The sequence below is a fragment of the Phaeobacter sp. G2 genome (assembly GCA_025163595.1).
Lineage (GTDB): Bacteria > Pseudomonadota > Alphaproteobacteria > Rhodobacterales > Rhodobacteraceae > Pseudophaeobacter.
Window position 1 is genome coordinate 2877989 of sequence record CP104100.1, and the last position, 23338, is coordinate 2901326.

Genomic DNA, 23338 nt, shown 5'->3' on the forward strand with positions numbered 1-23338 from the left:
ACAAACCACTATGTGTTAGGTTTGTTCCCAACAACTGTTTGCGCCCGACGTGATTCATCTGCTTGCCCAAGTCTGATTTGCGGGCAGGTTGATGCTACGCTTGGTTCTGATTTGCGCTTCGAAGGGCATTGTTATGTTTAAGGCACTTTTAGAAGGTCTGTTCGGAACACCGAGTAAGGTTGAAGAATCGAGTTCACCGGCTACCGTGCAAACTAATACCCGAAGTGTGCAAGCACCTGCCTCCGCAAAGCAAAAGCTTACTTTCAACCCTGATACGATCACCAGCGACACTATTGATGAAGCATTCGAGCACTTAGGCTTGCTAAAACCGTCTGCGAAGCCCTCTATTGAAGCCGCTATCCATCGCTGCATGGCTGAAGGGTTCAAAGCTGTGGCTCTGTCACATAGAAAAGACGGGAAGCAACTGAGCAAAGAGGCAAAGAAAGCGCTTGGGATCAGGTCGAACGCCTTCATGTCCAAGCGGGCCGCAAGTGAGTTGTCCGAGAAGGGCAAGCTGAAACCGCTAGAGGCACATTTTCTAACACTATGGCGCGCAGATTTTACGATAGATCGTGCCAAGCGCATTCTGACTGCCTCTGGCCACGAGTTCGGGAGTATCAGCCAACTTGGCGCTCACCGTGACGGCTGCGCTTTCTGCACCGAAAACTACGATTCATATATTGACCCATTCACGGCATCGCCTTTCCCACCGGCAGAGTGTCCCAATGCAGCTTGCGGGATGATGTACCATGCATCTGTTGATTGGGTAGCGGTGCACAAAAGTCGGCGTTAGACGCTCACCCATCCCAATCAACCAGCGCCAATGCTTGCGACGGGTCCACGCCCGCTTCTTTTGCCATTGCTAGCGCTTGAATGATGCACGCGGCAGCGCGCGCCCGTCCACCCGCGTCAAAGGCTTGCAAAGGGCGCATAACGTCAATGGCCACGGGGTTGCGGACGGGCGTCAGGGGAGACACGCGCCCGCCAGCGAAGGTCGTCAGAAAGCGAACATATCCTGGAACTGCTCCCGCAGGATGTTCTTTTGAACCTTGCCCATCGTGTTGCGCGGCAATTCTGCAAGAACGACCAGTTTGCGGGGGTGTTTGAACCGGGCCAGAGAATGATGCACGGCCTCCATTATTGCATCCGTATCCGGCGTGGCGCCTTTTTCTGGGACGATCACCCCCAACACCGTTTCGCCAAAATCAGGATGGGGCACGCCCACCACCGCGCTTTCGAGAACGCCAGGCTGGTCGTCCAGAACCAGTTCAATTTCCTTGGGGTAGATGTTGTAGCCCCCCGAGATGATCAGATCCTTGTTGCGACCAACAATGTGGACATAGCCATCGTCGTCGATCTTGCCCAAGTCCCCGGTGAGGAAGAAGCCGTCTTGGCGCAGTTCCGCAGCCGTCTTTTCCGGCATCTGCCAGTAGCCTTTAAAGATATTCGGCCCGCGCACTTCGATCTGGCCCACCTCGCCTGTTGCAAGGGAGGCACCAGTATCAGGGTTGGTAATCTTGAGCTCAACCCCAGGCAAGGGAAAGCCCACTGTCCCCGCGCGGCGTTCGCCGTCATAGGGGTTGGAGGTATTCATGTTTGTTTCGGTCATGCCGTAGCGCTCTAGGATCCGGTGGCCTGTGCGCTCTTCGAATTGGGAATGGGTTTCGGCCAAAAGCGGCGCCGAGCCGGACACAAACAGGCGCATATGCGCTGCCAGGTCTTTTGTGAAGCGCTCATCGTCCAACAGACGCGTGTAGAAGGTAGGAACCCCCATCATGGTGGTGGCCTCAGGCATGCTTGCAATGATCTGGTCCAGATCGAACTTTGGCATGAAAACCATACTGCTGCCCGCAGCGAGAGTGACATTGGTGGCCACAAACAGCCCGTGCGTGTGAAAAATCGGTAGAGCATGCAAGAGGACATCATCCGAGGTGAAACGCCACTCGCTGACCAGGGTGCGGGCATTCGAAAGCAGATTGTCCTGTGTCAGCATTGCGCCCTTGGAACGACCGGTCGTACCGGAGGTGTAGAGGAAGGCTGCCAAGTCATCCCCGGTACGCTCAACGGGGGCAAAACTCATCGGCATGACCTGCGCCTGCGCCATCAGGGTTCCGCCGCCATCGGCATTGAGGGTTTCGATCTGCGCACTGAGCCGCTCGGCCACCACACCCAACTGGTCTTCGTTTCTACCGTCGCAGACAATCAGCGCCGCACCGCTGTTTTCGATGAAGTAGCTGAGTTCATCGACCGTATACGCCGTGTTGAGTGGCAGAAAGACCAGCCCGGCCTGTGCACAAGCGGCATATAGCGCCAGTGCTTGCGGGGATTTCTCGACCTGAACGGCGACTCGGTCTCCGGGCTTCAGCCCAATTTGAGCCATCACATTGGCAATCTGAGCGCTGGTCGCAAGGAAGTCCTGGTGGGTGATCACCTGACCGTCGAGCAGACGCAGGAAGGGCGTGGTCTTTCCGGCGTGGATACCGAAAAGACCGTCATAGAGAGGATTTGCCATGGGGTTACCTTTCTTCGGTCTTGGGAAGTGCTACTGGTCCGGCCAAAGCTTGGACCTCGGCCGTTGCTACGACTTCGCGTGTGTTGGCAAAGTTTTCATGGTTCTGCGCGACCCGAGCCAGGTCGTAGAGATAGTTCACCATTGTGCCGCCCGACTGAGCCCGGCCTTTGTCCGAAATATCGCCATCGGCATGCACCGCGTGAACAATCGCCCCGTTGCCAAGATGGAACCGAGCCACCGGATCAAACGGCAGCCCTCTACTGGATTTTGCGTTCAACAGGTAGTGCGCGGCCAACGCCTGCATGTTTTCCGGATCGTCGGTGGTCCAGGTCAGCCCCACCTGTGTCAGCCATTTGGTCAGGCCGGGAATGGGCGACAGGGTGACAAAGGTGTCAAGACCGGACAGCTCCGCCGACAAGTCTGCTGCGACCTGTTTGATCAGCGAATTTCCAAAGGAAATGCTGGCGAGCCCGGCCTGGCAGTTGGAGATCGAGTAGAACACGGCTGTGTCCGCCTCTTCCGCAGGCAATGCAGTTCGGTCTTCAACCAGAAGTGCCTGCACCGACCCGGGAGTGCCCTTGGTCAGGGCGACCTCGACAAAAATCAGCGGCTCATCGGGCATCGACGGGTGGAAGAACGCAAAACAGCGACGGTCCGTTGGTTCCAGCCGGCGGCGCAGATCGTCCCAGCTGTGGATGGCGTGCACCGCCTCATAGGCAATGATCTTTTGCAGGATATGGGCAGGGCTTTCCCAGCTGATCGGGCGCAAGACAAGGAACCCGCGATTGAACCAGGAGGCAAAGAGATGGCGAAAATCCAGATCCAGCGCCTGCAGTTCCGGCTGTTTGCCCCCCAGCCGCAACAGATCGGCGCGCATCTTCACCAGGGCCCCAGTGGCCCCCGGCACCCGGTTCAGGCGGCGGACGAATTCCTGGCGGGCAGGTTCGGCAGCGTCGGCAAAGGCATGATAGCTGGCCTTCGATGGGCTTCGCTCGTAGTCGTCGAGCGTGGTGCGGACCGCTTCCGGGTCAATATTCATCGTGGATGCGATATCCTGAAAAAACGCGAGCTTGTCCGCGTCCTCCAGCTCGGCAAACCGCAACAGAATTTCCCGGGCCAGTGCCAGCCCCGAGGTCTCGCCCGCAGATCCGACCAGCGCAGTGGCCATTTCGGTCAGCGGACGACCGTCCTCGGTTGCCCCCGGCGCTTCGCGGCGATAGCGCCGCTCAAAGACCGTGGACAGAAGATCGGCAAGAAGGCTCATAGCGCAACCCCCATGACCACGTTCGGCAGCCAGGTCGCGAGACCCGGGAACAGGCACAGCAGGATGATTGCCAGGACCATACAGGCCACAAAAGGCAGCGAACCGGTCAGGATGGTCTTAAGCGAGATATCAGGTGCGATGCCGTTGATCACATAAAGGTTCAGACCAACCGGCGGCGAAATCAGGCCGATTTCCATGTTGATCGTCAGCACAACCGCAAACCAGATCGGGTCAAAACCTGCGGTGTCAATAATCGGCAACAGGATTGGGGCAGCCATCAGAATGACAGCAACCGGGGGCAAGAAGAAGCCAGCAATCAGCAGGAATACATTCACAACCCCCATCAGAACCCAACGGTTCACATCCAGTGTGCCGATCCATTCGGCGATCGACTGGGTGATGAAAAGTGAGCTGAGCATGTAGGAGAACACACCGGCAGCCGCGATGATAAAGAGGATCATCACGCTTTCCTTGGTGCTGTCCCGCAGCACAACCCAAAGATCTTTGGGGTTCCAGAGCTTATAGATGATCATGGCGATCAGCAGGCAAAGCAGCGCGCCAACCGCCGCTGTTTCCGATGGCGTGGCGATGCCGCCATACATGGCATAGAGCACGCCGATAATAATTCCGAGGAACGGCAGAACACGGGGCAGGATCTCGAACCGTTCGGCCCAAGTGTAGCTGCCTGCGCCCAGGCGCGATGCCTCGCCGGATTTCCAGGTGGAGTAAAGCGACCAGGCCATGAACAATGTCACCAGCAACAGACCGGGGATCACACCGGCCAGGAACAGGCGGCCAATCGAGGTTTCGGTGGCAATGCCGTAGACGATCATCGTGACCGACGGAGGAATGAGAATGCCCAGCGTGCCACCCGCTGCGATCGAGCCCGCCGCGACGCCATCAGGATAGCCGCGCTTGCGCATTTCCGGGATGCCCATCTTGCCGATAGCGGCACAGGTCGCAGGCGAAGAGCCGGACATGGCAGCAAACAATGCACAGGCCCCCAGGTTCGATACAACCAGGCCGCCGGGGACACGGGTCAGCCAGCGCTCCAGTGCTTCGTACAGATCAGCCCCGGCCCGGGTCGATGCGATGGACGCCCCCATGATGATGAACATGGGGATCGACAGGAGCGCAAAGTTGTCAAGTTTGCCAAACAACAGTTCGGGCATCAGTTCGAGTGAGCGCGCGCCATCAAAAACCAGCAAGAAACCAGCGGAGACGATCAGCAGGCCAATGGCAACGGAAACGCCAGAGAAAAGTACGAGGATGGTGACAATCGCCACGATTGCCCCAAGCAAAAGCGGATCCATTAGGTGTCCTCCAGTCCAAAGGGTTTGTCGACGCCGGTCAAAACCGCCACCAGGTCAGCGATCAATTGCAAAAGCAGCAGGCCAAAGCCCACTGGCAGCGCCAGGTAGGGGATCCACAGGCGCACCCCCCAGACAGTGTCGGAACGCCAGCCGCGATCCCAGGCGAAGTGCCAGTAATCATAGCCATAAAACAGCATGATCGAGACGATGCTGATCGACAGGACCGACGTGAGAATGGCCATGAAAAACCGTGGGCGCGGCGGCAGCGCGAGCGGAATAAGGTCGACATTCACGTGTCCGCGCAAACGCTGCACATAGGGCAGACCGACCAATGTTGCGGCGATGACCAGATAAATAACGGCTTCGGTTTGCCATATGGTCGACCCGTTCAGAACAAAGCGCACGATGATCATTTGACAGGTGATGGCGACGGCAGAGACAATCATGCCCGCCGAACACCAGCCAGCCAATGTTGAAAGCGCCGCGACGACGCGAAGGAAAAGATTGTTCCCCGTATGGGAAGCAACGGCGGAGCCATGACCAGCCATGTGCACCTCCTGATGTTATTGGAACGGTAAATAAATGAAAAGCGGGGCGGATTTTCATCCACCCCGAGTGGCGGTCATTCGACAGCCAGTGCCAGGTCGAGCAATGCCTGCCCATCCGCGACTTCTTCGACAAATTTTGCGTAGGAGGTTTCCATCGCCAGCGCACGCCAGGCATCAAAATCCTCGACACTCATCTCGGCAATCTCGACGCCGGCCTCACGGAAGACCTTGGCCGAGGCAGCATCTTGGCTCTTGGCCTCTTCCATATAGAATGCCTCAGCCTTTTCGGCGGCGGCGACAAGCGCGTTTTGTTGCGCTTCGCTCAGGCCATCAAACGTGCGCTTGTTCATCAAGAGTGGCTGATACATGAACCAAAGCGCCACATCGCCCGCCGGCGTGTAACAGCTGACCTGCTCGTAGATGCGGTAGCTGACGAAAGACGACGAAGAGGTGTTTGCAGCCTGCAGAACACCCGTCTGCATCGCATTGTAGATCTCAGAGGACGCCATCGACGCGATGGATGCATCGGCACCGGCTAACATTTGTTCAAACGACTTGCCAGCCGCGCGGGTCTGCAACCCTTTGACGTCTTCGGGTTTGGTGATGCACTTGTCCTTGCCGGCAAAGCCACCTGCCAGATAGCCGTGAACCAAAACCATCACGTCATCTTCCGCCATCTTGGCTTCCAGCGCTTCCATAAAGGGAGAATGCGACAGACGCGCTGCGTGATCATGGTTTTTCACCAGGCCGGGCATCAGGGTCAAGTTGTAGGCGGGCTGTTGACCACCGGCGTAGGACAGCGGCAGAACTGTCATGTCCAACTGGCCTCGGCTGAGCGGCTTGTACTGCTCGCGCGGCTTGAACAGCGACTTAGACCCGAAGATTTTGATTTCGAGATCGACCCCGGCTGCCGCGACTTCGTCGGCGACGATCTGCGCGACCTGATGGCGAATGTCTTTGCTTGACCATTGGTGCGACAGGCGAAGCTCAGTTGCTCCTGCCAATGTGCCCATGGAAGCAAGCGCCAGAGCGGCGACAGCGGTCTTCAGAATGGGTTTCATGTTTTCCTCCTCCAAGAATCCAACCCGGAATACACCAGGTTGGCCCTAACGATAGGTGGGGTGTGTTTTTTAAGTCAAGCATCTTGTATACAATAACAACAATCTTGAGCTTCAATTTCATGTTTGGTAATGCAATTATATGGAAAAACGTCGTTCCGATATCATCGCAGAGCAGCTCGAAGAGCGCATTTTTGATGGAACCTATACGGACGGAGATCGGCTGGACGAAGTTCGTATTGCCGAACAGTTCGGCGTGTCCAGAACACCTTTGAGGGAAGCATTACAACGGCTTGCACGCTCTGGGTTGGTAGAATTGGTTCCCCGGCGCGGCGCTTTCGTTCGTCAGCCTGGCCCGGTTGAACTCTTGGAAATGTTTGAAGTCATGGCGGAAGTCGAAGCTGTTTGTGGGCGCCTTGCTGCAAAGCGCATTTCTGACGAAGCTCTGGCAGATTTACATGATGCAAATGACAGGTGCCAAGCGGCCGTTGAGGCACAAGACCCCGACACCTACTACAGCGAGAACGAGCGATTCCATAAAATTATATACCGGGAGTCAGGCAACGGCTTCCTGGAATCCGAGACTGGACTTCTGCACCGACGCCTCCAGCCATTCCGGCGTCAACAGCTGAGACTACGCGGCCGCATGGTGCAATCCATGAGCGAGCATAAGATCATCCTGGAAGCCTTGGAACAGGGCGACTCTGAGGCAGCAGCTGACGCGCTGCGTGGTCATGTGGCGATCCAGGGAGAGAAATTTCACAGTCTGATGGCAACCCTCAAAAACGCCGCCCCATGACGGCTTGGGGAGCGCCCCATCCTGGTGCCCGGCCCTCCTTCATTCTTTACAGCAACATTTTTTCCCTACCGATCAGACCAACAGCAAAGAACAGGTTTTCACGCTGCATCGCAGCGGCTCAAACCTGTTCAAATTGGGTAAGATGGCCTTGCAGGGCGGTTTTCACCCTGCCCCAGGTCTCCTGCAGCTTGGCCAGCGGCGGTTTTTCATCGGTTTGCTGCACCTCAATTTCAATCAAAGCACCACGCAGATCCAGCTGACCTAGAACCGCTGCAGATCCAGCCAGGCGATGGGCCTCTTTGCGATGGGCATCAAGCAGTTGAGACACGCCAGCCAGCACATCCAAAAAGCTGTCGACCTCGGCGATAAAGGTATTCAGAAAACCCGTTGCCCGCTCAGCCCCAAGGGCGTCAAAGAATTGCGCGATATCGGATTGGTCTTGATCGGCTTCGCCAGCTTGGGCCGGGGCTGTATATCGCGCAACCAGAACTGAGAGATCCTTATTGCTGACCGGTTTTGTCGCCACTTCGGCAAAGCCCGCCTTGAGAATGCGCGCATGGTCTTCCGGGGCCGTATGGGCGGTCAGGGCGACAATCTCCACATCCTGAGCAAGGTTTTCACCGCGTATCCGGCGGATTGCTTCGATGCCATCCACCTCGGGCATGCTGATATCCATCAAAACAAGGTCAAACCGCTGCTGCCGACATGTTTCTACCGCAGCAGCCCCGCCTGACGCGACCGTAACCTGATGCCCCTGTTTCTCAAGCATCCGCTGAAACAGCTCGCGATTGATGTCATTGTCCTCCACCACCAAAATCTTGGCAGAATGCTCCTGGGCCTGTTCGATGGCGGGATCGGCGACGGGCAGCGACTGGGCTGGGGGCAGCGGCAGGACGAGAGAGAACAAACTGCCCTCGCCCAATTCGCTTTCACAGGTGATGGTCCCCCCCATTGCCTCGACGATACGGCGGGTGATTGCCAAGCCCAGGCCAGTGCCTTCGCTGCTACGCTGATAACTGGAATCCAAGGTGATAAAGTCTTCAAAAATCCGGTTGAGGTTATTCTTGGCAATGCCCTCGCCGGTATCAGCAACGTGAAACTCGATCTGGCCTGCTGTGGCGTTGGGATGGACATCAATCATAACCCCACCATCACGCGTGAATTTGATCGCATTGCCAATCAGATTAAGCAGAGCCTGTTGCAGCGCCCGCGGCCGCCCCGTAACCATTTCCGCCCCGTCGTCGATGCCATAGCTCAGGGTCAAATCATTGCCATTTGAACGCGCTGGGGCCTTTTGGCTTTCCACCAGACCTTCCACCAATTCGCGCAGATTAAAGACGCTTTCAGTCTCCGTTTCGATACCGGCTTCCAGGCTCGACAACTGCAAGACATCATTGACGTGATGAAGCAGCAACTCACCGGACACCAACATCGCATCCAGGTAGCGGCGTTGCTCGCTGTCTGGCTCCATTTGCTTCAGCAATTCAATGGAACTCAGGATCCCGGTCAGGGGCGTGCGCATTTCATGGCTCATCACCGTCAGCAAATTGGCCTTGGCACGCTCTCCCGCCAAGGCATCATCACGGGCCCGGCGCAGCTCTTCCTCTACGGCAATGCGATCGGAAATATCACGAATATAGCCAACATAGGCTTGGTCGGTTTCACTGCGACTGACGGAAAGCGACATCTCCATCGGGAAGATCTCGCCTGACTTTCTTTGCGCCTGCAGCTGGACCCGCCCCCGACCCGCCACCCGGGGACTGAGTTTTTTTTCCAAACGTTTCATTCCCACGCGATGGACCTCGCGCAGATGTGGAGGAATGATCAACTCATCCATTTTCGCCCCCATGACCTCCTCGCGCCGGTAGCCAAAAATCGCTTCGGCGGCACCGTTAAAGGCAAGGATGCGGCTCTCTTGGTCAATCATCAAAATGGCATCAAGCGAAGACGAAATCATCGCCTCCATACGAGACGAGGCCTTACTGCGCTCTTCCGCCAGTCTGCGCCCCCGGCGATACATCCACCCAGACAGCAAGGCAGTGACCGCCAACGCTATGATCAGGGCCAAAAGCACCACGGCCAGACGCCACATGATCGCAAACAACTGCAAACGCTTGCTTTCGGTATCTTCGACCTGGATGACCACGCCAAAAAGCGCCAGTTCGCGCACGTCATCGCCATTGTGTAGCAGGTGCATCGCGATTAGATGGCGGTTCTGCATCAGCTGCTGATCTGGCACGTCAATCAACTCGACAAGGGACTCCAGGCGTCCCTGCAACCTGCCGAGCAGCTTACCACCTGCTGGCGAATTGCGCAGATCAGCAAAAAGCGGACCTTCAACAAAGGTAGCTATGCGACTGTAATAGACGTCAAATTGACGCCGCAGAGCGGTGATACCTCCGGGCTCTGCCGCCGCGTCAAGCGCCGCTTGCAGCTTCAGATGGTCGACTTCGGCCTGGGACAGGACCCACTGCATATTGTCGGTTGCCGCCGTCGACAGCCCCTCCAGGCGCTGCACAACCTCATGGCCAAGACGCATCGACTGCAGGGTCAGCAGCGGCAGCACCATCAGCGCCATGAGGAGCAGGATCTTTGTCACCCGCGGCCAGTTTCCGGGGCCAAGCCTGCCCCAAGAGAACGCTCCAGCCGCCTTCCTCGGGAAGGCGGCCTTGGGACGTGCGTTCTTTTGGTTTCGGATCTGCCCGGCTGTCTGTGTCATTCAGATTTTTGCCCCAGGGTCAGGTGGCTCAGTTGCCAAATACTGCGCGAATAGACCGCCTCGGTGCGGTAGGACAGGTTCTGGTCATAGGGGTAAATCAGCCACAGCGGCCCCTTGCCCCGCAGCGACATGGTTTTGCCATTGCGCAGATAGGCAACAATTGGCCCGCCAGAGACTGCATCAGAAAGCGGCACCTCAACCATATAATCATTGACGGCGCGCGCCTCGATGGTGACACCCGCTGTCTGCGCCGTCACATCGAAATGCGCCAGCAGATCCGCCAGCGGCACACCGGTGAAGCTTTGGGTTCCAGTTGTCCAGATGGTGGAGGTTTCAAAGTGCTCTGCGGTAAAGGCCTGCAAGTCTTGCAGTGTCAGGTGCTCTTCCCGCGCCCCGTCGCCTTCGATCGAAACGGTGAGCAAAACCTCACCCTGATGCGCTGGGGCCGCATCTTCGGTTGCCGTACCTGCCAAGGCTGTACCAGCCCCAAACAGGCCCACAAGTGCTGCAAGCGCCCCACTAAAGGCCAGGGACAACAACTTCTTACCGCCTATCATCATCTATCTCTCCAATACCGGTACAAAATGCGTTCTGGGGTTTGCCCAACAGTCAGCACCCTCTGTGCTGTCTACGCTATCTGCGATTGAAAAAAGCCTAACATATCTCCGCCTTGGGACTATCTACGCCTGCGGATAGTGCCCTATCCTTCCGTATAGGTGGGATATCCAAGGGTCTAGAATCCCGACCATTGAGGGCCCTATTCAGGGCAAAAGAGCAGCCGGTAAACGCCGCATTATTGAGCCCTTTTCATCTATAAGAACCGTTCCTTCTGGGCCTTGGGGCGCCAGCCAGCAAAATAGGCTCATTCGCAACATCGGCGCCGGCGCCGACGCGCTGGAAATTCTTCTCTCAAATTGATCCAAAATCTTGATGGATTTGAAACACTTCCAATTGTAAGCTTACCTAAGACAACTTGAACTTGGTTAAGGTTTTCATGCGTATTTTGTTAGCAGACGATCACGATATGGTCCGTGAAACCATCTCTGCCTACCTCGAAAGCAAAGGCGATGCCGCCGTGTTTTTGGCGACAGATCTGGCTGGTGCTCTGGACCAAATCAACAGGGATGGCCCCTTTGATCTTGTCTTGTTGGATTACCAAATGCCCGGCATGCATGGGCTTGCGGGGCTGACCCAGGCGATCGCTGCCAATGGCGGCAAGGGCGTTGCAATTCTGTCCGGCAATGCCCCAGCGCAAACCGCCCAGGACGCGCTCAAACTGGGGGCGATTGGCTTTATTCCCAAAACCATGGGCGCCCAGTCGCTGCTCAATGCGGTCCGCTTTATGGCCGCCGGAGAGATCTACGTTCCCGTAGACCTAATGCGCCCAGAACCCGCAGCCCCTGCACATCCTCTGGCGGAAAAGCTCAGCCCGCGCGAAAATGAGGTCCTCTCCGGGCTGTGCAAAGGCCAATCCAACAAGGAGATCGCCCGTGACCTTGATCTGCAGGAAGTCACGATCAAGCTGCATGTCCGGACGCTGTGCCGCAAGCTGGACGCAAAAAACCGCACCCAGGCTGCAATGATCGCAAAAGAAGCAGGCCTGTACTAAACGCATTTCCAAAGCCCGCGCAGGCCCAAAGAAGCCAAACCAGTCGCGACCGTTTTACGGCCCCTCTGCCGGTGCCCTACGACACCTTGGCAGGCAAGGCCGCGTAGCCGCGAAAACGCATACGCCCACCATCCCGTCGCCCCGCTAGGATCTGATAGGTGGGAAAGCGCGCCAAAAACCGCTCGAGGGCAATTTTTCCTTCCAGCCGCGCCAGGGTCAGCCCCACACAAACATGTGGACCGCCAGCAAAGGCAAGGTGACGGTTGGGTTTACGCCCAATGTCAAACACCTGCGGATCGGCAAAGATCTCTGGGTCGCGATTGGCCGCACCAATCAGAAGATGCAGATTGCTGCCACGTGGAATGACGACACCACCGATTTCAACCATGGCCGTGGTTTCGCGGTTACCCAGCTGATTGGGCGAGCGAAAGCGCAACACCTCCTCTATGGTCGTCTTGATCAGATCCGGCTGCGCCAGAAGCCGGGTGCGTTGTTCCGGGAAATCATGCAGCAGCGCCAGGGCGTTGCCAATCAAGTTTGTTGTGGTCTCATGCCCCGCATTCAAAATGAAAATACAGTTTTGGATCAGCTCGATCTCGCTTAACCGCTCGCCCGAGGCCTCGCTTTTTTCATCGCCAATAAGCCGGGTCAGGACATCCGTTTCCGGATCCCCCGGCGCTGCCCTGCGCCGGGCAATAAGATCCTGCAGATAGGCCTTGAACTCTTCGACCGCCCGATGCCCCAAGGCCAGCTCCGCCTCGGTCAAAGACGGCTCCAGCGCCCCCAAGATTGCCAGCGACCAGTCCCGCAAGGGGCCGCGCTCCTCCGGCGGGACATCCAGCAGGTTGCCGATGACCTGAATGGGAATACAGGAGGCAAAATCCGCGATCAGATCCACCGAAGACTTCCCCTGAAGCCCGTCCAGCAGATCATCAACGGTGGCGATCAATCCTGGTTCCATGCGGGCAATCGCCCGCGGCGTCAGCGCCGAACTCATAATCCGGCGCACCCGCGTGTGCAGCGGCGGATCCGAAAACACCAGCGAGGTGGTGTGATGTTCAAACAGCGGCGAATCCGGGCCAAATTTAGGGGAAAAGACCGCCTTTTTGTCGGAAGAATACAACGCGGTGTCCCGGTAGATACGATCCAGATCCCCATACCGACTGATGAGAAAGGACCCATCCGGCTGCGGCAATACGGGGGCCTGCGACAGCAGCGCGTCATAAATGGGAAAGGGATCTTCAACAAACCCAGCGGGCGGGTTGGTCAAATCAAAATGTTGAATATCTGCCATCGGCGATGCAGCGGGGGCTGACAAATGATTTACTCCTGAAATTTGCTCTCAGGATCCGATGAAAGCGCCATGCTGTCAATAACATGGGATCATGCGCGCCGCCTGCCTTTTGGTGCAAAAGGACGGGTGACAGGGGCAAAAATTCTGCCTATGTTCGCCATATGTCCACCGCTATTTCCACCATTCGCAACCTTGGCCCCGCCTACGAAGACTCCTGTAAACGCGCGGGTATTCACAGTGCAGAAGAGTTGCGCGCCCTCGGGGCGGATGCTGCCTATGGGCGCCTGCTGGCCAGTGGCAGCAAACCCCATTTCATCGCGTATTACGTCCTGGTCATGGCCCTGCAGGGACGCCCCTGGAATGATTGCAAAGGCGCGGAAAAGAAGGCCCTTCGCAAGCGGTTCGACGCCATCAAGACCCAGAGCTATGACAAAGATCTTGGTGAGTTTGAGAGGATTCTCGACCAGATTGGCGTTATCGACAGATCCGCGCGCCGGTAGCGCCGCCTCCCCCTGCCACAGCCGCTGGAGCCCCCTCAGCCGCAACTCTCATAGAAAAAGGCCGCCGTGGATTTCTCCGCAGCGGCCCCAAAATCTCATTCTCTGATCAGAGAGGTGGCTTAGCCAACCAGCTCAAGACCGGAGAAGAAGTAAGCGATTTCAACAGCTGCTGTTTCAGGAGCGTCGGAACCGTGAACCGAGTTTTCGCCAACCGATTCAGCAAACTCAGCGCGGATGGTGCCGGCGGCGGCGTCGGCTGGGTTGGTTGCGCCCATGATTTCGCGGTTTTTCGCGATAGCGTTTTCGCCTTCCAGAACCTGGCAAACGATTGGCTCGGAGGACATGAATTCACACAGCTCGTCGTAGAAGGGACGCTCAGCGTGCACTTCATAGAACTTGCCAGCCTGAGCTTTGGTCAGGTGGATGCGCTTTTGTGCAACGATGCGCAGGCCAGCTTCTTCGAATTTGGCGTTGATCGCACCGGTCAGGTTGCGACGAGTGGCATCGGGTTTGATGATCGAGAAAGTGCGTTGCAGAGCCATTGGGCGTTCTCCATTTGAAAGATTGGCGGCAAAAATATGCGCCGTATTATTGCGCGCCGCCTAACACGCCAGCGGACCTATGGGAAGAGGTGAGTTACGCCGAACACAAAATTGCAGACGGATTTCAGGGGGCCTCGGCCAGTGGCTCGTGAATATCGAGCCGCCGCACATAAAGCCCTGCGGCCAAAGCGCAGATACTCGACAGTAAAATGATCGACAGCACCATGAAGGGCGCGTTCGACGGCGTCACCAGAACGCCTGTCACGGTTGTCATCACCGCCCCCAGCCCCACCGTAATGGCCCCCGACAGGCCAGAGGCACTGCCCGCCAGGTGAGGTCGCACCGACATCAATCCGGCACTGGCATTGGCCACTGTCAGCCCGTTGCCAAATCCAACCGAAATGGCGGCGCCAAAAAACACCGGGATCGTCCCCAGCCCCGTCAGAAACAGGGCCAGGCCAATCAGTGGTCCGATTACGGCCGCAAACCGCCCCGCCAGCACCAATGTGATCAACGGCACCCGGTTGGCCAACGCGCCGGTGACAAAATTCCCGACCATGAAGCCCCCGGTGATGATACCGATACCCAGCCCCAACTGTGCCGGGTTCAGGTCAAACCAGGCCGCTGCCACCAGGGGGGCGCCGGTGATAAAGGCGTAAAAACCACCGATGGAGAAGGCGAGGCAGAAGCTATATCCCCAAAAGCGGCGCGAGGCCAAAAGCTCTGGGTAGCTGCGCATCTGCGCGCCAAAGGTGGTGGAGCGCTGATGGTTGGTCTCCCCCCAATCGCCCCAGCTGAGCGCCAACACGCCAAACCCCAAAATAGCATAAAGCACAAAACTGGAGCGCCAGCCAAACAGCATGTCCAATGCCCCGCCCAGCATCGGCCCCAGCATCGGCGCCAAGGCCATGGCCATGGTGACATAGCCAAGCTTGCTGGCGGCCTCGGATGTCGAATGCATATCGCGAATAGCGGCCCGGGACAAAACCTGCCCTGCAACCACCGCGCCCTGTATCATGCGAAACCCAAGGAACACCCAAACAGATTGTGCTAGCACGCAGCCAATCGAGGCCAGCGTAAAAATCAACATCGAGCCCAGCAAAATGGGACGTCGCCCAAAACGGTCAGACAGCGGTCCCATGAGCAGCTGCAGAACCGCGGAGATGCCCAGATAACCTGCCAGGGCCAGGTTCACCACGCCGTAGCTGCTGTCAAAATCCTCAGTGATCCGCGCCAGCGAGGGCAGAAACATGTTCAGTGACAATACCGCCAGGGCGGTGGCAAAAATCAATGTTATGAGATGGGGATCTTTCTCTGCGGCCCGCATAAAATCACCTAAATACTGTAGTTTAGACTGAGAAATAGCCAATAACGGCTTCTGCGCAAATGGTCTGCATCGAAACTTCCAGCATTCCTGGGTAAAAGACCAGATACAAAGCGCACTTGCCCACTCCCATATACCGGCGACGAGTGTTTGAGACGCGGGGCGCTTAGAGCTCTGATCTGCTGTGGGCGCCGGATCGCCGCCGCTGAGATGGCCCACAACAGCACGGATACGCATTGACAAGGCGCGGTGACTGCGACAGTGGATGAGCCCATGCTAAGTATTCGCGATATCACCTATTCGGTTGAAGGCCGCCCTCTGTTCGAAGAGGCCAGTGCCACCATTCCCAATGGCCATAAAGTTGGTCTTGTGGGGCGCAACGGCACCGGCAAAACAACCCTGTTTCGCCTTATTCGCGGCGAGTTGGCGCTTGAAACCGGTGCCATAACCCTGCCGTCAAAGGCGCAGATTGGCGGCATCGCCCAAGAGGCGCCCTCTTCCAATGTGTCGCTGATCGACACCGTGCTGGCAGCCGCGACCGAACGCGCCGCACTGATGGCCGAGGCCGAGACGGCCACCGATCCGACACGCATTGCCGAGGTGCAGACCCGGCTGGCCGATATCGACGCCTGGTCCGCCGAGGCCCGCGCCGCCTCGATCCTCAAAGGTCTGGGTTTTGACGAAGAGGCGCAGCAGCGGCCCTGCTCTGATTTTTCGGGCGGCTGGCGGATGCGGGTCGCCCTGGCGGCGGTGCTGTTTTCCGAGCCTGATCTGTTGCTGCTGGATGAGCCCACCAACTACCTTGACCTTGAGGGGGCGCTGTGGCTTGAGGCCTATCTGGTCAAATATCCCCATACCGTGATCATCATCAGCCACGACCGTGAGCTGCTGAACCGCTCGGTGGGTGGCATTCTGCATCTGGAGGATCGCCAACTGACCTATTACGGCGGCAACTACGACCAGTTCGCCCGCCAGCGCGCCGCCAACCGGGCCAATCAGGCCGCCCAGGCCAAAAAACAAGACGCACGGCGCGCCCACCTGCAAAGCTTTGTTGATCGCTTCAAGGCCAAGGCCAGCAAGGCCAAACAGGCGCAGAGCCGGGTGAAAATGCTGGAAAAGATGGAAACCATCCGCGCGCCCGAAGATGCCGCCCGCACCGTTTTCACCTTCCCGACGCCAGAAGAACTGTCGCCGCCCATTATTGCCACCGAAGGCGTATCGGTTGGCTATGACGGCAAGGCAATCCTGAGCAAGCTGGACCTGCGCATCGATCAGGACGACCGCATTGCCCTGCTGGGCAAGAACGGTGAGGGCAAATCCACCCTGTCCAAAATGCTCTCGGCGCGGCTGGCCCCTATGGGCGGCAAGATGGCGCAATCGAGCAAATTGCGCATCGGCTTTTTTGCTCAGCATCAGGTGGATGAGCTCTATATTGATGAGACACCGTTGCAGCACCTGATCCGCGAGCGCCCCACTGAGGGCCAACCACGTCTGCGGGCGCGGCTGGCCGGATTCGGGCTGGGCGCCGATCAGGCTGACACCGCCGTGGGCCGCCTGTCTGGGGGGCAAAAGGCGCGTCTGTCCTTGCTGTTGGCGACACTGGATGCCCCACATCTGTTGATCCTCGATGAGCCGACCAACCACCTGGACATCGAAAGCCGCGAAGCCCTGGTAGAAGCCCTGACCGCCTATACCGGTGCGGTGATCCTGGTCAGCCACGACATGCACCTGCTCAGCCTGGTAGCAGACCGGCTGTGGCTGGTGTCAAAGGGTACAGTGAAACCCTATGAGGGCGATCTCGCCTCTTATCGGTCCTTGTTGCTGGAAAAAGACAAGCCAGCCCCAAAGGACAAGCCGGTCAAGAAGGAAAAGCCAAAGCCAGCACGCCCTTCGCGGGATGCAATCCTGGCGCTGCGCAAGGAGGCGCGCAAATCCGAAGAGCGTGTCACCAAGCTGACCCAGATGAAAGACAAGCTGGATACCAAGCTGGCAGACCCAGAGCTTTACGAACCCGAGAAAAAAGACGAGGCTCGGGTTTGGCAGGGTAAACATGCCGAGGTCATCACCGCGCTGGAACGGGCGGAGCTGCTATGGATGCGCGCCCTGGAAAAACTGGAAAAAGCTGAGGCTCTATGATCGACACTGCCTTTTTGATCACCTCTTTTGTGACGCTCTTTGTGATCATTGATCCTATTGGGCTCACCCCGATCTTTTTGGCACTTACCCAGGGGGCAACCCCGCACGAGCGGCGCTCCATTGCGCTGCGCGCCGCCCTGACGGCGATGTGCCTGCTGGCGCTCTTTACCGCCTTTGGCGAGGCGGTCTTGGGGTTTGCAGGCATTTCCATGGCTGCATTCCGGGTGGCTGGCGGCGTTTTGCTGTTTCTTACCGCGTTGGACATGTTGTTCGAGCGCCGCACCAAACGGCGGGAAAATCAGGGTGAAGAGGCTGTTGAGGCCGATGATCCCTCCGTTTTCCCCCTGTCGATCCCGCTGATCGCGGGCCCTGGATCCATCGCAACGGTGATCCTGCTGGCCGGGCAAAAACCGGGGCTTGAAGGCTTTGCCCTGGTGATGGCTGTGGTCTTTGCAGTGCTGACCGTGATGTTGACCATGTTTCTGGCCTCTGGCCTGTTTGAGCGTGCCCTTGGCAAGACTGGCATCAATGTGGTGACCCGTCTGCTGGGGATGCTGCTCGCCGCCCTGTCGGTGCAGTTTGTGCTCGATGGTCTGCGTGATTTTGGCTTTGCCAGCTAGACCGACGTTTGCACCACAAAAGAAAGGCACGCGAGATCCATGGAAGACCTAGATTATGGGCGCCTGCTCTATCTTTTGTTACTGCTCTGTGCGGTTGGCTCCTGGGTCTTTGTGCAAACGCGGCAAAACCTCAGTACAACGCTGCAACAGATGGCGATTTGGGTCTTTATCTTTCTGGGGGTTATCGCCGGTTACGGGCTGTGGGACGACATTCGCCAAACCGTACGGCCGCAACAATCGGTGATGAGCGAGGCCGGACGTGTCACCGTGCCGCGCTCTCAGGATGGTCATTACTATCTCACGCTGATGGTAAACGGGGCCAGGGTGGAGTTTCTTGTGGATACCGGCGCAAGCGAAGTCGTGCTCAGCACCCAGGACGCGCGCCGGGCAGGGTTTGATCCAGAAAAGCTGGCCTATTTGGGGCGCGCCAGTACGGCAAATGGAATTGTGCAGACCGCATCTGTACGGGTTGATGAACTGGCCCTGGGCGAGATCCGAGATCGCAATCTGCGGGTCTCTGTTACCCGGGGGGAAATGGATAAATCCCTGCTGGGTATGACCTATTTACAGCGATGGTCCAGCATTGAGATCCGCAATGGGGCGCTGGTGCTTACCCGCTGATCCGCCGCAGGGCTGGTGACACTTGCCGCCTCAAGCCTCTGCTTTCTTTTCCCAACGCCCTGATTCTTCAGACCAATATTGGGCAGAACAGCCCGCGCCTGTCAGGCTCTTCCATTGTCCGCGCGCCTGCTGAACCGCATCCGGGTCGGTGCCGTCAAACAGAATGCAGACACGCTCCAGCGCCTGAACCTCCTCAGGGGTCACCGCCGCGCCATCGACGGTCATCAAACAGTCCGGCGCATTGGCGCTCTCGGTTGTGGTGGTCAGCAAAATGGGCTGCAGCGCATCATGGGGGCCGCCCGCCAGGCCGTGCGCCAAAAAGCTGTCGGCACTGCCCTGCCAGAGGGTGTCATCCAGCCAGCTCATCCGGTCTGACTGCTGGCCCCGTACCGCGATGCGCCAGCCTGCACCGCGCGCCTTTTGCAGCAAAACCGGAAGGGTCTCCTGCAAGGGGCGGCGGGTCAGGTGATAGAAATAGGCAGCGCCCATGGTCGGCCTATTCCGCTTCGAACTTATCATGCACCAAACGGTCCAAGGCCATGACCCCCCAACCGGTGGCACCTTTGGGCGCGTAGCTTGTCGCAGATGTCACCGAGGCAACACCGGCAATATCCAAGTGAATCCAGGGCATATCGTCCTTGATAAAGCGTTTGAGGAACTGCGCCGCAGTGATCGAGCCTGCAGGGCGGCCACCCACGTTTTTCATATCGGCAATCCGCGATTTCAGCTGATCGTCATAGCCCTGCCCAAGCGGCAGGCGCCAGGCGCCTTCATCACTGGCTTTGGCCGCCTTGAGGAAGCCGTTGCACAGGGGATCGTCATTTGAAAAAACACCCGCGTTTTCATGGCCCAAGCCAATGATCACCGCGCCGGTCAGGGTGGCCAGGTCGATGACGCCACAGGGTTTGAACCGCTCCTGCGCGTACCACAGCACATCACAGAGCACCAAGCGCCCCTCGGCATCGGTATTGATCACCTCTACCGTGTCGCCCTTCATGGATTTCACCACATCGCCGGGACGGGTGGCATTGCCCGAGGGCATGTTTTCCACCAGACCAACCAGCCCCACCACATTGGCGCGGGCCTTGCGCAGGGCCAGCGCCTTCATGGTGCCGACAACCACACCGGCGCCGCCCATGTCCATGGTCATGTCTTCCATGCCTGCGGCGGGCTTGAGCGAGATGCCACCAGTGTCAAACACCACGCCCTTCCCGACCAAGGCCAGTGGTGCCTCGCCTTTGGCCCCGCCTTTCCAGTTCATGATTGCAACCTTGGAGGGGCTGTCCGAGCCCTGCCCGACACACAGCAGTGCCCCCATGCCAAGCTCTTGCAGCTGCGATTCATCCAGGATTTCGACCTCAAGCCCAATCTCAGACATGTCTTCGATCCGGCGGGCGAATTCGCTGGTGGTCAACACATTGGCGGGCTCATTGACCAGATCGCGGGTCATGTGAACGCCCTCCGCGACTGCGGCCAATGGGGCATAGGCGGCTGCCATCTCGTCATGGGCCTTGTGCGCAATGGTGATCTCGGGGGCGGGTTTTGGCTCTTGCGCGGCCTTGTGCCGGTCAAATCCATAGCTGCGCAGCGCCATCCCCATCGCCAGCTCGGCGGCCTTTGGAATCGAACCTGCCATCACCGTCATGGTTTTCTGTGGCGCCGCAACGATCAGCTTGGCGCCGGCCTGGCGCGCCTCGATTGGGGTGATGCGCCGCGGCAAGACCAGAACATGCAGCGCTTCTGCCGCCATGCCTGTCGGCCAGGCCAGGGAAATCACCTTGCCCGGCTTGTGGTCTGCAAACTCCGGCGCCGCGACCAGCCGTGCAAGGGCGCCTTTGGTCAGGCGGTTGGCACTGCGCGCGGCCTGATCCATCACCCCTTCGGGGGTGACCAGAACCACCACATGGCCGGTCATCCCTGAAAGGGCCTTTGGGTCATAATCGGCAAAACGGATAGCGGGCAATGTGCGCATAATCTTGAGGCTCCTGTCGGAATGTGGTCTTGTTTTGATGAGACAATACGTAACCGCGGCTCTGCGCAATAGCCAGCCCCCAAGCGGCCGACCGGGCCAGCGGAAAGGGGAACCCCAGCCACCCGGCTTTGCAAACCTCCGCCAACCGATGATAGGCCGGCAAAATTACGCAGTTAGCAGTTTTCCCCGTGAAACAATTCCTCTAAGGTTCCGCAAAACGATACTGGCAGGGTCTGGGGGGATCGAATGTCACGCTTTGACAGATATGTCCTGTCGCAATACCTGCTGTTTTTCAGCTTTTTTGCGCTCATTCTTGTTGCGGTCTTCTGGGTCAACCGGGCCGTTGTGCTGTTTGACCGGCTGATTGGTGACGGCCAGACGGCAATTGTCTTTCTTGAATTCACCGCCCTCACCCTGCCCAACCTGATCCGCATGGTGCTGCCTGTGGCGGTCTTTGCCGCTGCGGTCTGGGTGACCAACCGGCTGCAAAGCGAAAGTGAGCTGACCGTCCTGCAGGCCACCGGCACAAGCCCCTGGCAAATGGCACGGCCGGCCCTGGGTTTTGGGTTGATCACAGCGCTGATGATGTCTGTTCTGACCCATTTCCTGCTGCCCAGCTCGATCGGCCAACTGGCACTGCGCGAGCAGGAGATTTCGCGAAATGTTACCGCCAAACTATTGACTGAGGGGCATTTTCTGCACCCGGCCAAGGGCGTGACCTTCTACATCCGGCAGATCGATTCCAATGGGACACTCAATGACGTCTTTCTGTCTGACCGCCGCGATCCGAATCAAAGCATGACCTATACCGGTGCGCGTGCTTTTCTGGTGCGTGACGAGGGCAAAACCCACCTGATCATGGTCAACGGAATGGCGCAGCGCCTCGACAATCGAACAAAGCAGATGTCCACCACCAATTTTTCTGACTTCTCTTATGACATCAGCTCCCTAGTCAACAAAAGCACAATAACACAGCGCAATATCCGCGAGATTTCCAGTTGGGAACTGCTGCGAAACCGGGAGGACATCAACCTCTCTGATGGCTACAGCCTGGGCGCGCTGGCAGAGGAATTCCACCTGCGCTTTGCCCGCGCATTGATCTGTATTGCGGTGGCACTGATTGGATTCTCTGCGCTGATGATCGGATCACACTCCCGGTTTGGCGTTTGGCGGCAGGCGCTGCTTGCCTTTTTGTTGTTGATCATCGTCGAAGGCCTGCGGGGGGTTGTCTCGGAGCCGGTGCGAACGAATCCCGATCTGTGGCCGCTCATTTACCTGCCTGCCCTGATTGGCCTGGTGATTGCAGTTGGTTTTCTGCAACTGGCAGCGCATCCACTGGCCACGCGTCGCAGGGCGCGCCGGACCGTAGCGCCCCTACAAACTGGCCGCCAGGAGACCGGATCATGAAGCTGGATCTGTATTATGCCCGACGGTTCTTGCAATGGTTTGCAGTGATCTGTGGCGTGTTGATGACCCTGGTTATTCTCATCGACCTGAATGAACAAATCCGCCGGTTTGATGCCTATGATGTGAGCGCTGGCAAAATTGTCGGCCTTACGCTTCTCAATGCCCCTGCAGCGCTCAGCGAGTTCCTGCCGCTGATTATGATCCTGACCACTATTGTGCTGTTTGTCGGTCTTGCCCGCAGCAGCGAGTTGGTGGTGACACGGGCGATTGGCCGTTCAGGCATTCGTGCGCTGGCGGCGCCGGTTCTGGTGGCCGGGTTGCTGGGGCTACTGGCGGTGAGCACCCTGAACCCGATTGTTGCAGCGACCACCAACCTATCCAAAAGCCTGGCCGACACCTATCGCACCGGCGGCCCCTCGGCCCTGTCACTCTCCGGAGAAGGGCTGTGGCTGCGCCAGGGGGGTGCCAACGGTCAGTCCGTAATCCATGCCAGCTCTTACGGCGGCGGGCGCGACGACATTGTGCTCTATGATGTCACCATCCTTGCCTATGCGCCCCGTGGTGGCCCAATCCGGCAAATTATTGCCGAAACCGCCCGGCTGGACGGAGATGAATGGCTGCTGCACAAGGCCAAGGCCTGGCATATGACGGCAGGTCTGAACCCTGAAAGATCTGCAGCCACCCATGACACCCTGCGGATACCGACCTCGTTAACGCAGGACCGCATTCGCGATACGCTGGGATCGGCGGATGGCATTTCGGTCTATGATCTGCCAACCACCATTCGCGATCTCGCCGAAGCTGGCTTTGCCACCAAACGCTATCAAGTCTGGTACCAGGTAGAACTGGCCCGGCCCCTGTTCCTGATTGCCATGGTGCTGGTTGGTGCCGCCTTTACCATGCGCCACACCCGGTTTGGCGGAACCGGCCTTGCCGTGCTCACTGCTGTGTTATTAGGCTTTGGACTGTACTTTATACGAAATTTTGCGCAGATTCTGGGTGAGAATGGCCAGATTCCGGTGGCCCTGGCCGCCTGGGCTCCACCGGTTGCCTCGATACTGCTGACGATGGGACTACTATTACATGCTGAGGACGGATAA

At 58.0% G+C, this 23338-nt stretch carries 21 protein-coding genes; 9 read left to right on the forward strand and 12 right to left on the reverse strand.

All coding sequences use genetic code 11. The annotated features are described in order from the left end of the window. Positions 1 to 133 precede the first annotated feature (133 nt). Entirely contained in the window at positions 134 to 793 is a 660-nt protein-coding gene (locus tag N1037_13605) for a hypothetical protein (protein UWS78308.1), read from the forward strand. Positions 794 to 997: 204 nt separating this feature from the next. On the opposite strand, the gene N1037_13610 is transcribed toward N1037_13605, so the two are convergent. The 5 genes from N1037_13610 to dctP all read right to left on the reverse strand — a co-directional run bounded on the left by N1037_13610 (position 998) and on the right by dctP (position 6698). After that, on the reverse strand, positions 998 to 2512 hold the full coding sequence (locus N1037_13610) for a malonyl-CoA synthase (GenBank protein ID UWS78309.1): 1515 nt from the start codon (positions 2510 to 2512) through the stop codon (positions 998 to 1000). Positions 2513 to 2516: 4 nt separating this feature from the next. Further along, positions 2517 to 3776 (reverse strand): malonyl-CoA decarboxylase, encoded by a 1260-nt coding sequence (locus N1037_13615; GenBank protein ID UWS78310.1) that lies wholly within the window; start codon positions 3774 to 3776, stop codon positions 2517 to 2519. Beyond that, positions 3773 to 5089, reverse strand: a complete 1317-nt coding sequence (locus tag N1037_13620) for a TRAP transporter large permease (protein UWS78311.1) — start codon at positions 5087 to 5089, stop codon at positions 3773 to 3775. Before N1037_13620 ends, N1037_13615 begins: the two co-directional genes overlap by 4 nt. Continuing rightward, positions 5089 to 5637: a TRAP transporter small permease gene (locus N1037_13625; protein UWS78312.1), complete on the reverse strand. Its 549-nt coding sequence runs from the start codon at positions 5635 to 5637 to the stop codon at positions 5089 to 5091. The genes N1037_13620 and N1037_13625 overlap by 1 nt, the downstream gene beginning before the upstream one ends. Positions 5638 to 5711: 74 nt before the next feature. Then, positions 5712 to 6698, reverse strand: coding sequence for a TRAP transporter substrate-binding protein DctP (gene dctP, locus N1037_13630; GenBank protein ID UWS78313.1), 987 nt, complete (start codon positions 6696 to 6698; stop codon positions 5712 to 5714). 139 nt (positions 6699 to 6837) lie between these two features. Between dctP and N1037_13635 the strand changes: the two genes are divergently transcribed. Continuing rightward, on the forward strand, positions 6838 to 7494 hold the full coding sequence (locus N1037_13635) for a GntR family transcriptional regulator (GenBank protein UWS78314.1): 657 nt from the start codon (positions 6838 to 6840) through the stop codon (positions 7492 to 7494). A 118-nt stretch (positions 7495 to 7612) separates the two neighbouring features. Here N1037_13635 and N1037_13640 read toward each other — a convergent pair whose 3' ends face one another. Both N1037_13640 and N1037_13645 read right to left on the reverse strand, forming a co-directional pair. Continuing rightward, positions 7613 to 10213: a response regulator gene (locus N1037_13640; protein ID UWS78315.1), complete on the reverse strand. Its 2601-nt coding sequence runs from the start codon at positions 10211 to 10213 to the stop codon at positions 7613 to 7615. Next, a complete protein-coding gene (locus N1037_13645) occupies positions 10210 to 10773 on the reverse strand; it encodes a molybdopterin-dependent oxidoreductase (GenBank protein ID UWS78316.1) in 564 nt (187 codons plus the stop codon). Before N1037_13645 ends, N1037_13640 begins: the two co-directional genes overlap by 4 nt. A 434-nt stretch (positions 10774 to 11207) precedes the next feature. Between N1037_13645 and N1037_13650 the strand changes: the two genes are divergently transcribed. After that, positions 11208 to 11822, forward strand: coding sequence for a response regulator transcription factor (locus N1037_13650; protein ID UWS78317.1), 615 nt, complete (start codon positions 11208 to 11210; stop codon positions 11820 to 11822). A gap of 76 nt (positions 11823 to 11898) precedes the next feature. On the opposite strand, the gene N1037_13655 is transcribed toward N1037_13650, so the two are convergent. Next, on the reverse strand, positions 11899 to 13116 hold the full coding sequence (locus tag N1037_13655) for a cytochrome P450 (protein ID UWS78318.1): 1218 nt from the start codon (positions 13114 to 13116) through the stop codon (positions 11899 to 11901). A gap of 161 nt (positions 13117 to 13277) precedes the next feature. Between N1037_13655 and N1037_13660 the strand changes: the two genes are divergently transcribed. Then, entirely contained in the window at positions 13278 to 13616 is a 339-nt protein-coding gene (locus N1037_13660; protein UWS78319.1) for a TfoX/Sxy family protein, read from the forward strand. 119 nt (positions 13617 to 13735) lie between these two features. On the opposite strand, the gene ndk is transcribed toward N1037_13660, so the two are convergent. Both ndk and N1037_13670 read right to left on the reverse strand, forming a co-directional pair. Then, positions 13736 to 14158, reverse strand: a complete 423-nt coding sequence (ndk, locus tag N1037_13665; GenBank protein ID UWS78320.1) for a nucleoside-diphosphate kinase — start codon at positions 14156 to 14158, stop codon at positions 13736 to 13738. A gap of 124 nt (positions 14159 to 14282) precedes the next feature. Next, a complete protein-coding gene (locus tag N1037_13670; GenBank protein UWS78321.1) occupies positions 14283 to 15485 on the reverse strand; it encodes a multidrug effflux MFS transporter in 1203 nt (400 codons plus the stop codon). Positions 15486 to 15755: 270 nt separating this feature from the next. Here N1037_13670 and N1037_13675 point away from each other — a divergent pair, with 270 nt between their 5' ends. Genes N1037_13675 through N1037_13685 form a run of 3 tightly spaced genes read left to right on the forward strand, consistent with a single transcriptional unit; the run spans position 15756 to position 18859 of the window. Next, entirely contained in the window at positions 15756 to 17618 is a 1863-nt protein-coding gene (locus N1037_13675) for an ATP-binding cassette domain-containing protein (protein UWS78322.1), read from the forward strand. Continuing rightward, positions 17615 to 18238, forward strand: a complete 624-nt coding sequence (locus tag N1037_13680; GenBank protein ID UWS78323.1) for a MarC family protein — start codon at positions 17615 to 17617, stop codon at positions 18236 to 18238. Before N1037_13675 ends, N1037_13680 begins: the two co-directional genes overlap by 4 nt. Before the next feature lie 39 nt (positions 18239 to 18277). After that, entirely contained in the window at positions 18278 to 18859 is a 582-nt protein-coding gene (locus N1037_13685) for a TIGR02281 family clan AA aspartic protease (GenBank protein ID UWS78324.1), read from the forward strand. A 30-nt stretch (positions 18860 to 18889) separates the two neighbouring features. Here the strand turns inward: N1037_13685 and N1037_13690 are convergent, their stop codons facing one another. Together N1037_13690 and N1037_13695 are read right to left on the reverse strand one after the other, a co-directional pair. Continuing rightward, positions 18890 to 19348, reverse strand: coding sequence for a DNA polymerase III subunit chi (locus N1037_13690; GenBank protein ID UWS78325.1), 459 nt, complete (start codon positions 19346 to 19348; stop codon positions 18890 to 18892). Between the two features lie 7 nt (positions 19349 to 19355). Beyond that, positions 19356 to 20831 carry a leucyl aminopeptidase gene (locus N1037_13695; GenBank protein UWS78326.1) on the reverse strand — a complete coding sequence of 492 codons (1476 nt, stop codon included), beginning with the start codon at positions 20829 to 20831 and terminating at the stop codon, positions 19356 to 19358. Positions 20832 to 21077: 246 nt separating this feature from the next. Here N1037_13695 and lptF point away from each other — a divergent pair, with 246 nt between their 5' ends. After that, positions 21078 to 22238 carry an LPS export ABC transporter permease LptF gene (lptF, locus tag N1037_13700; protein ID UWS78327.1) on the forward strand — a complete coding sequence of 387 codons (1161 nt, stop codon included), beginning with the start codon at positions 21078 to 21080 and terminating at the stop codon, positions 22236 to 22238. Further along, positions 22235 to 23338 (forward strand): LPS export ABC transporter permease LptG, encoded by a 1104-nt coding sequence (lptG, locus tag N1037_13705; GenBank protein UWS78328.1) that lies wholly within the window; start codon positions 22235 to 22237, stop codon positions 23336 to 23338. Before lptF ends, lptG begins: the two co-directional genes overlap by 4 nt.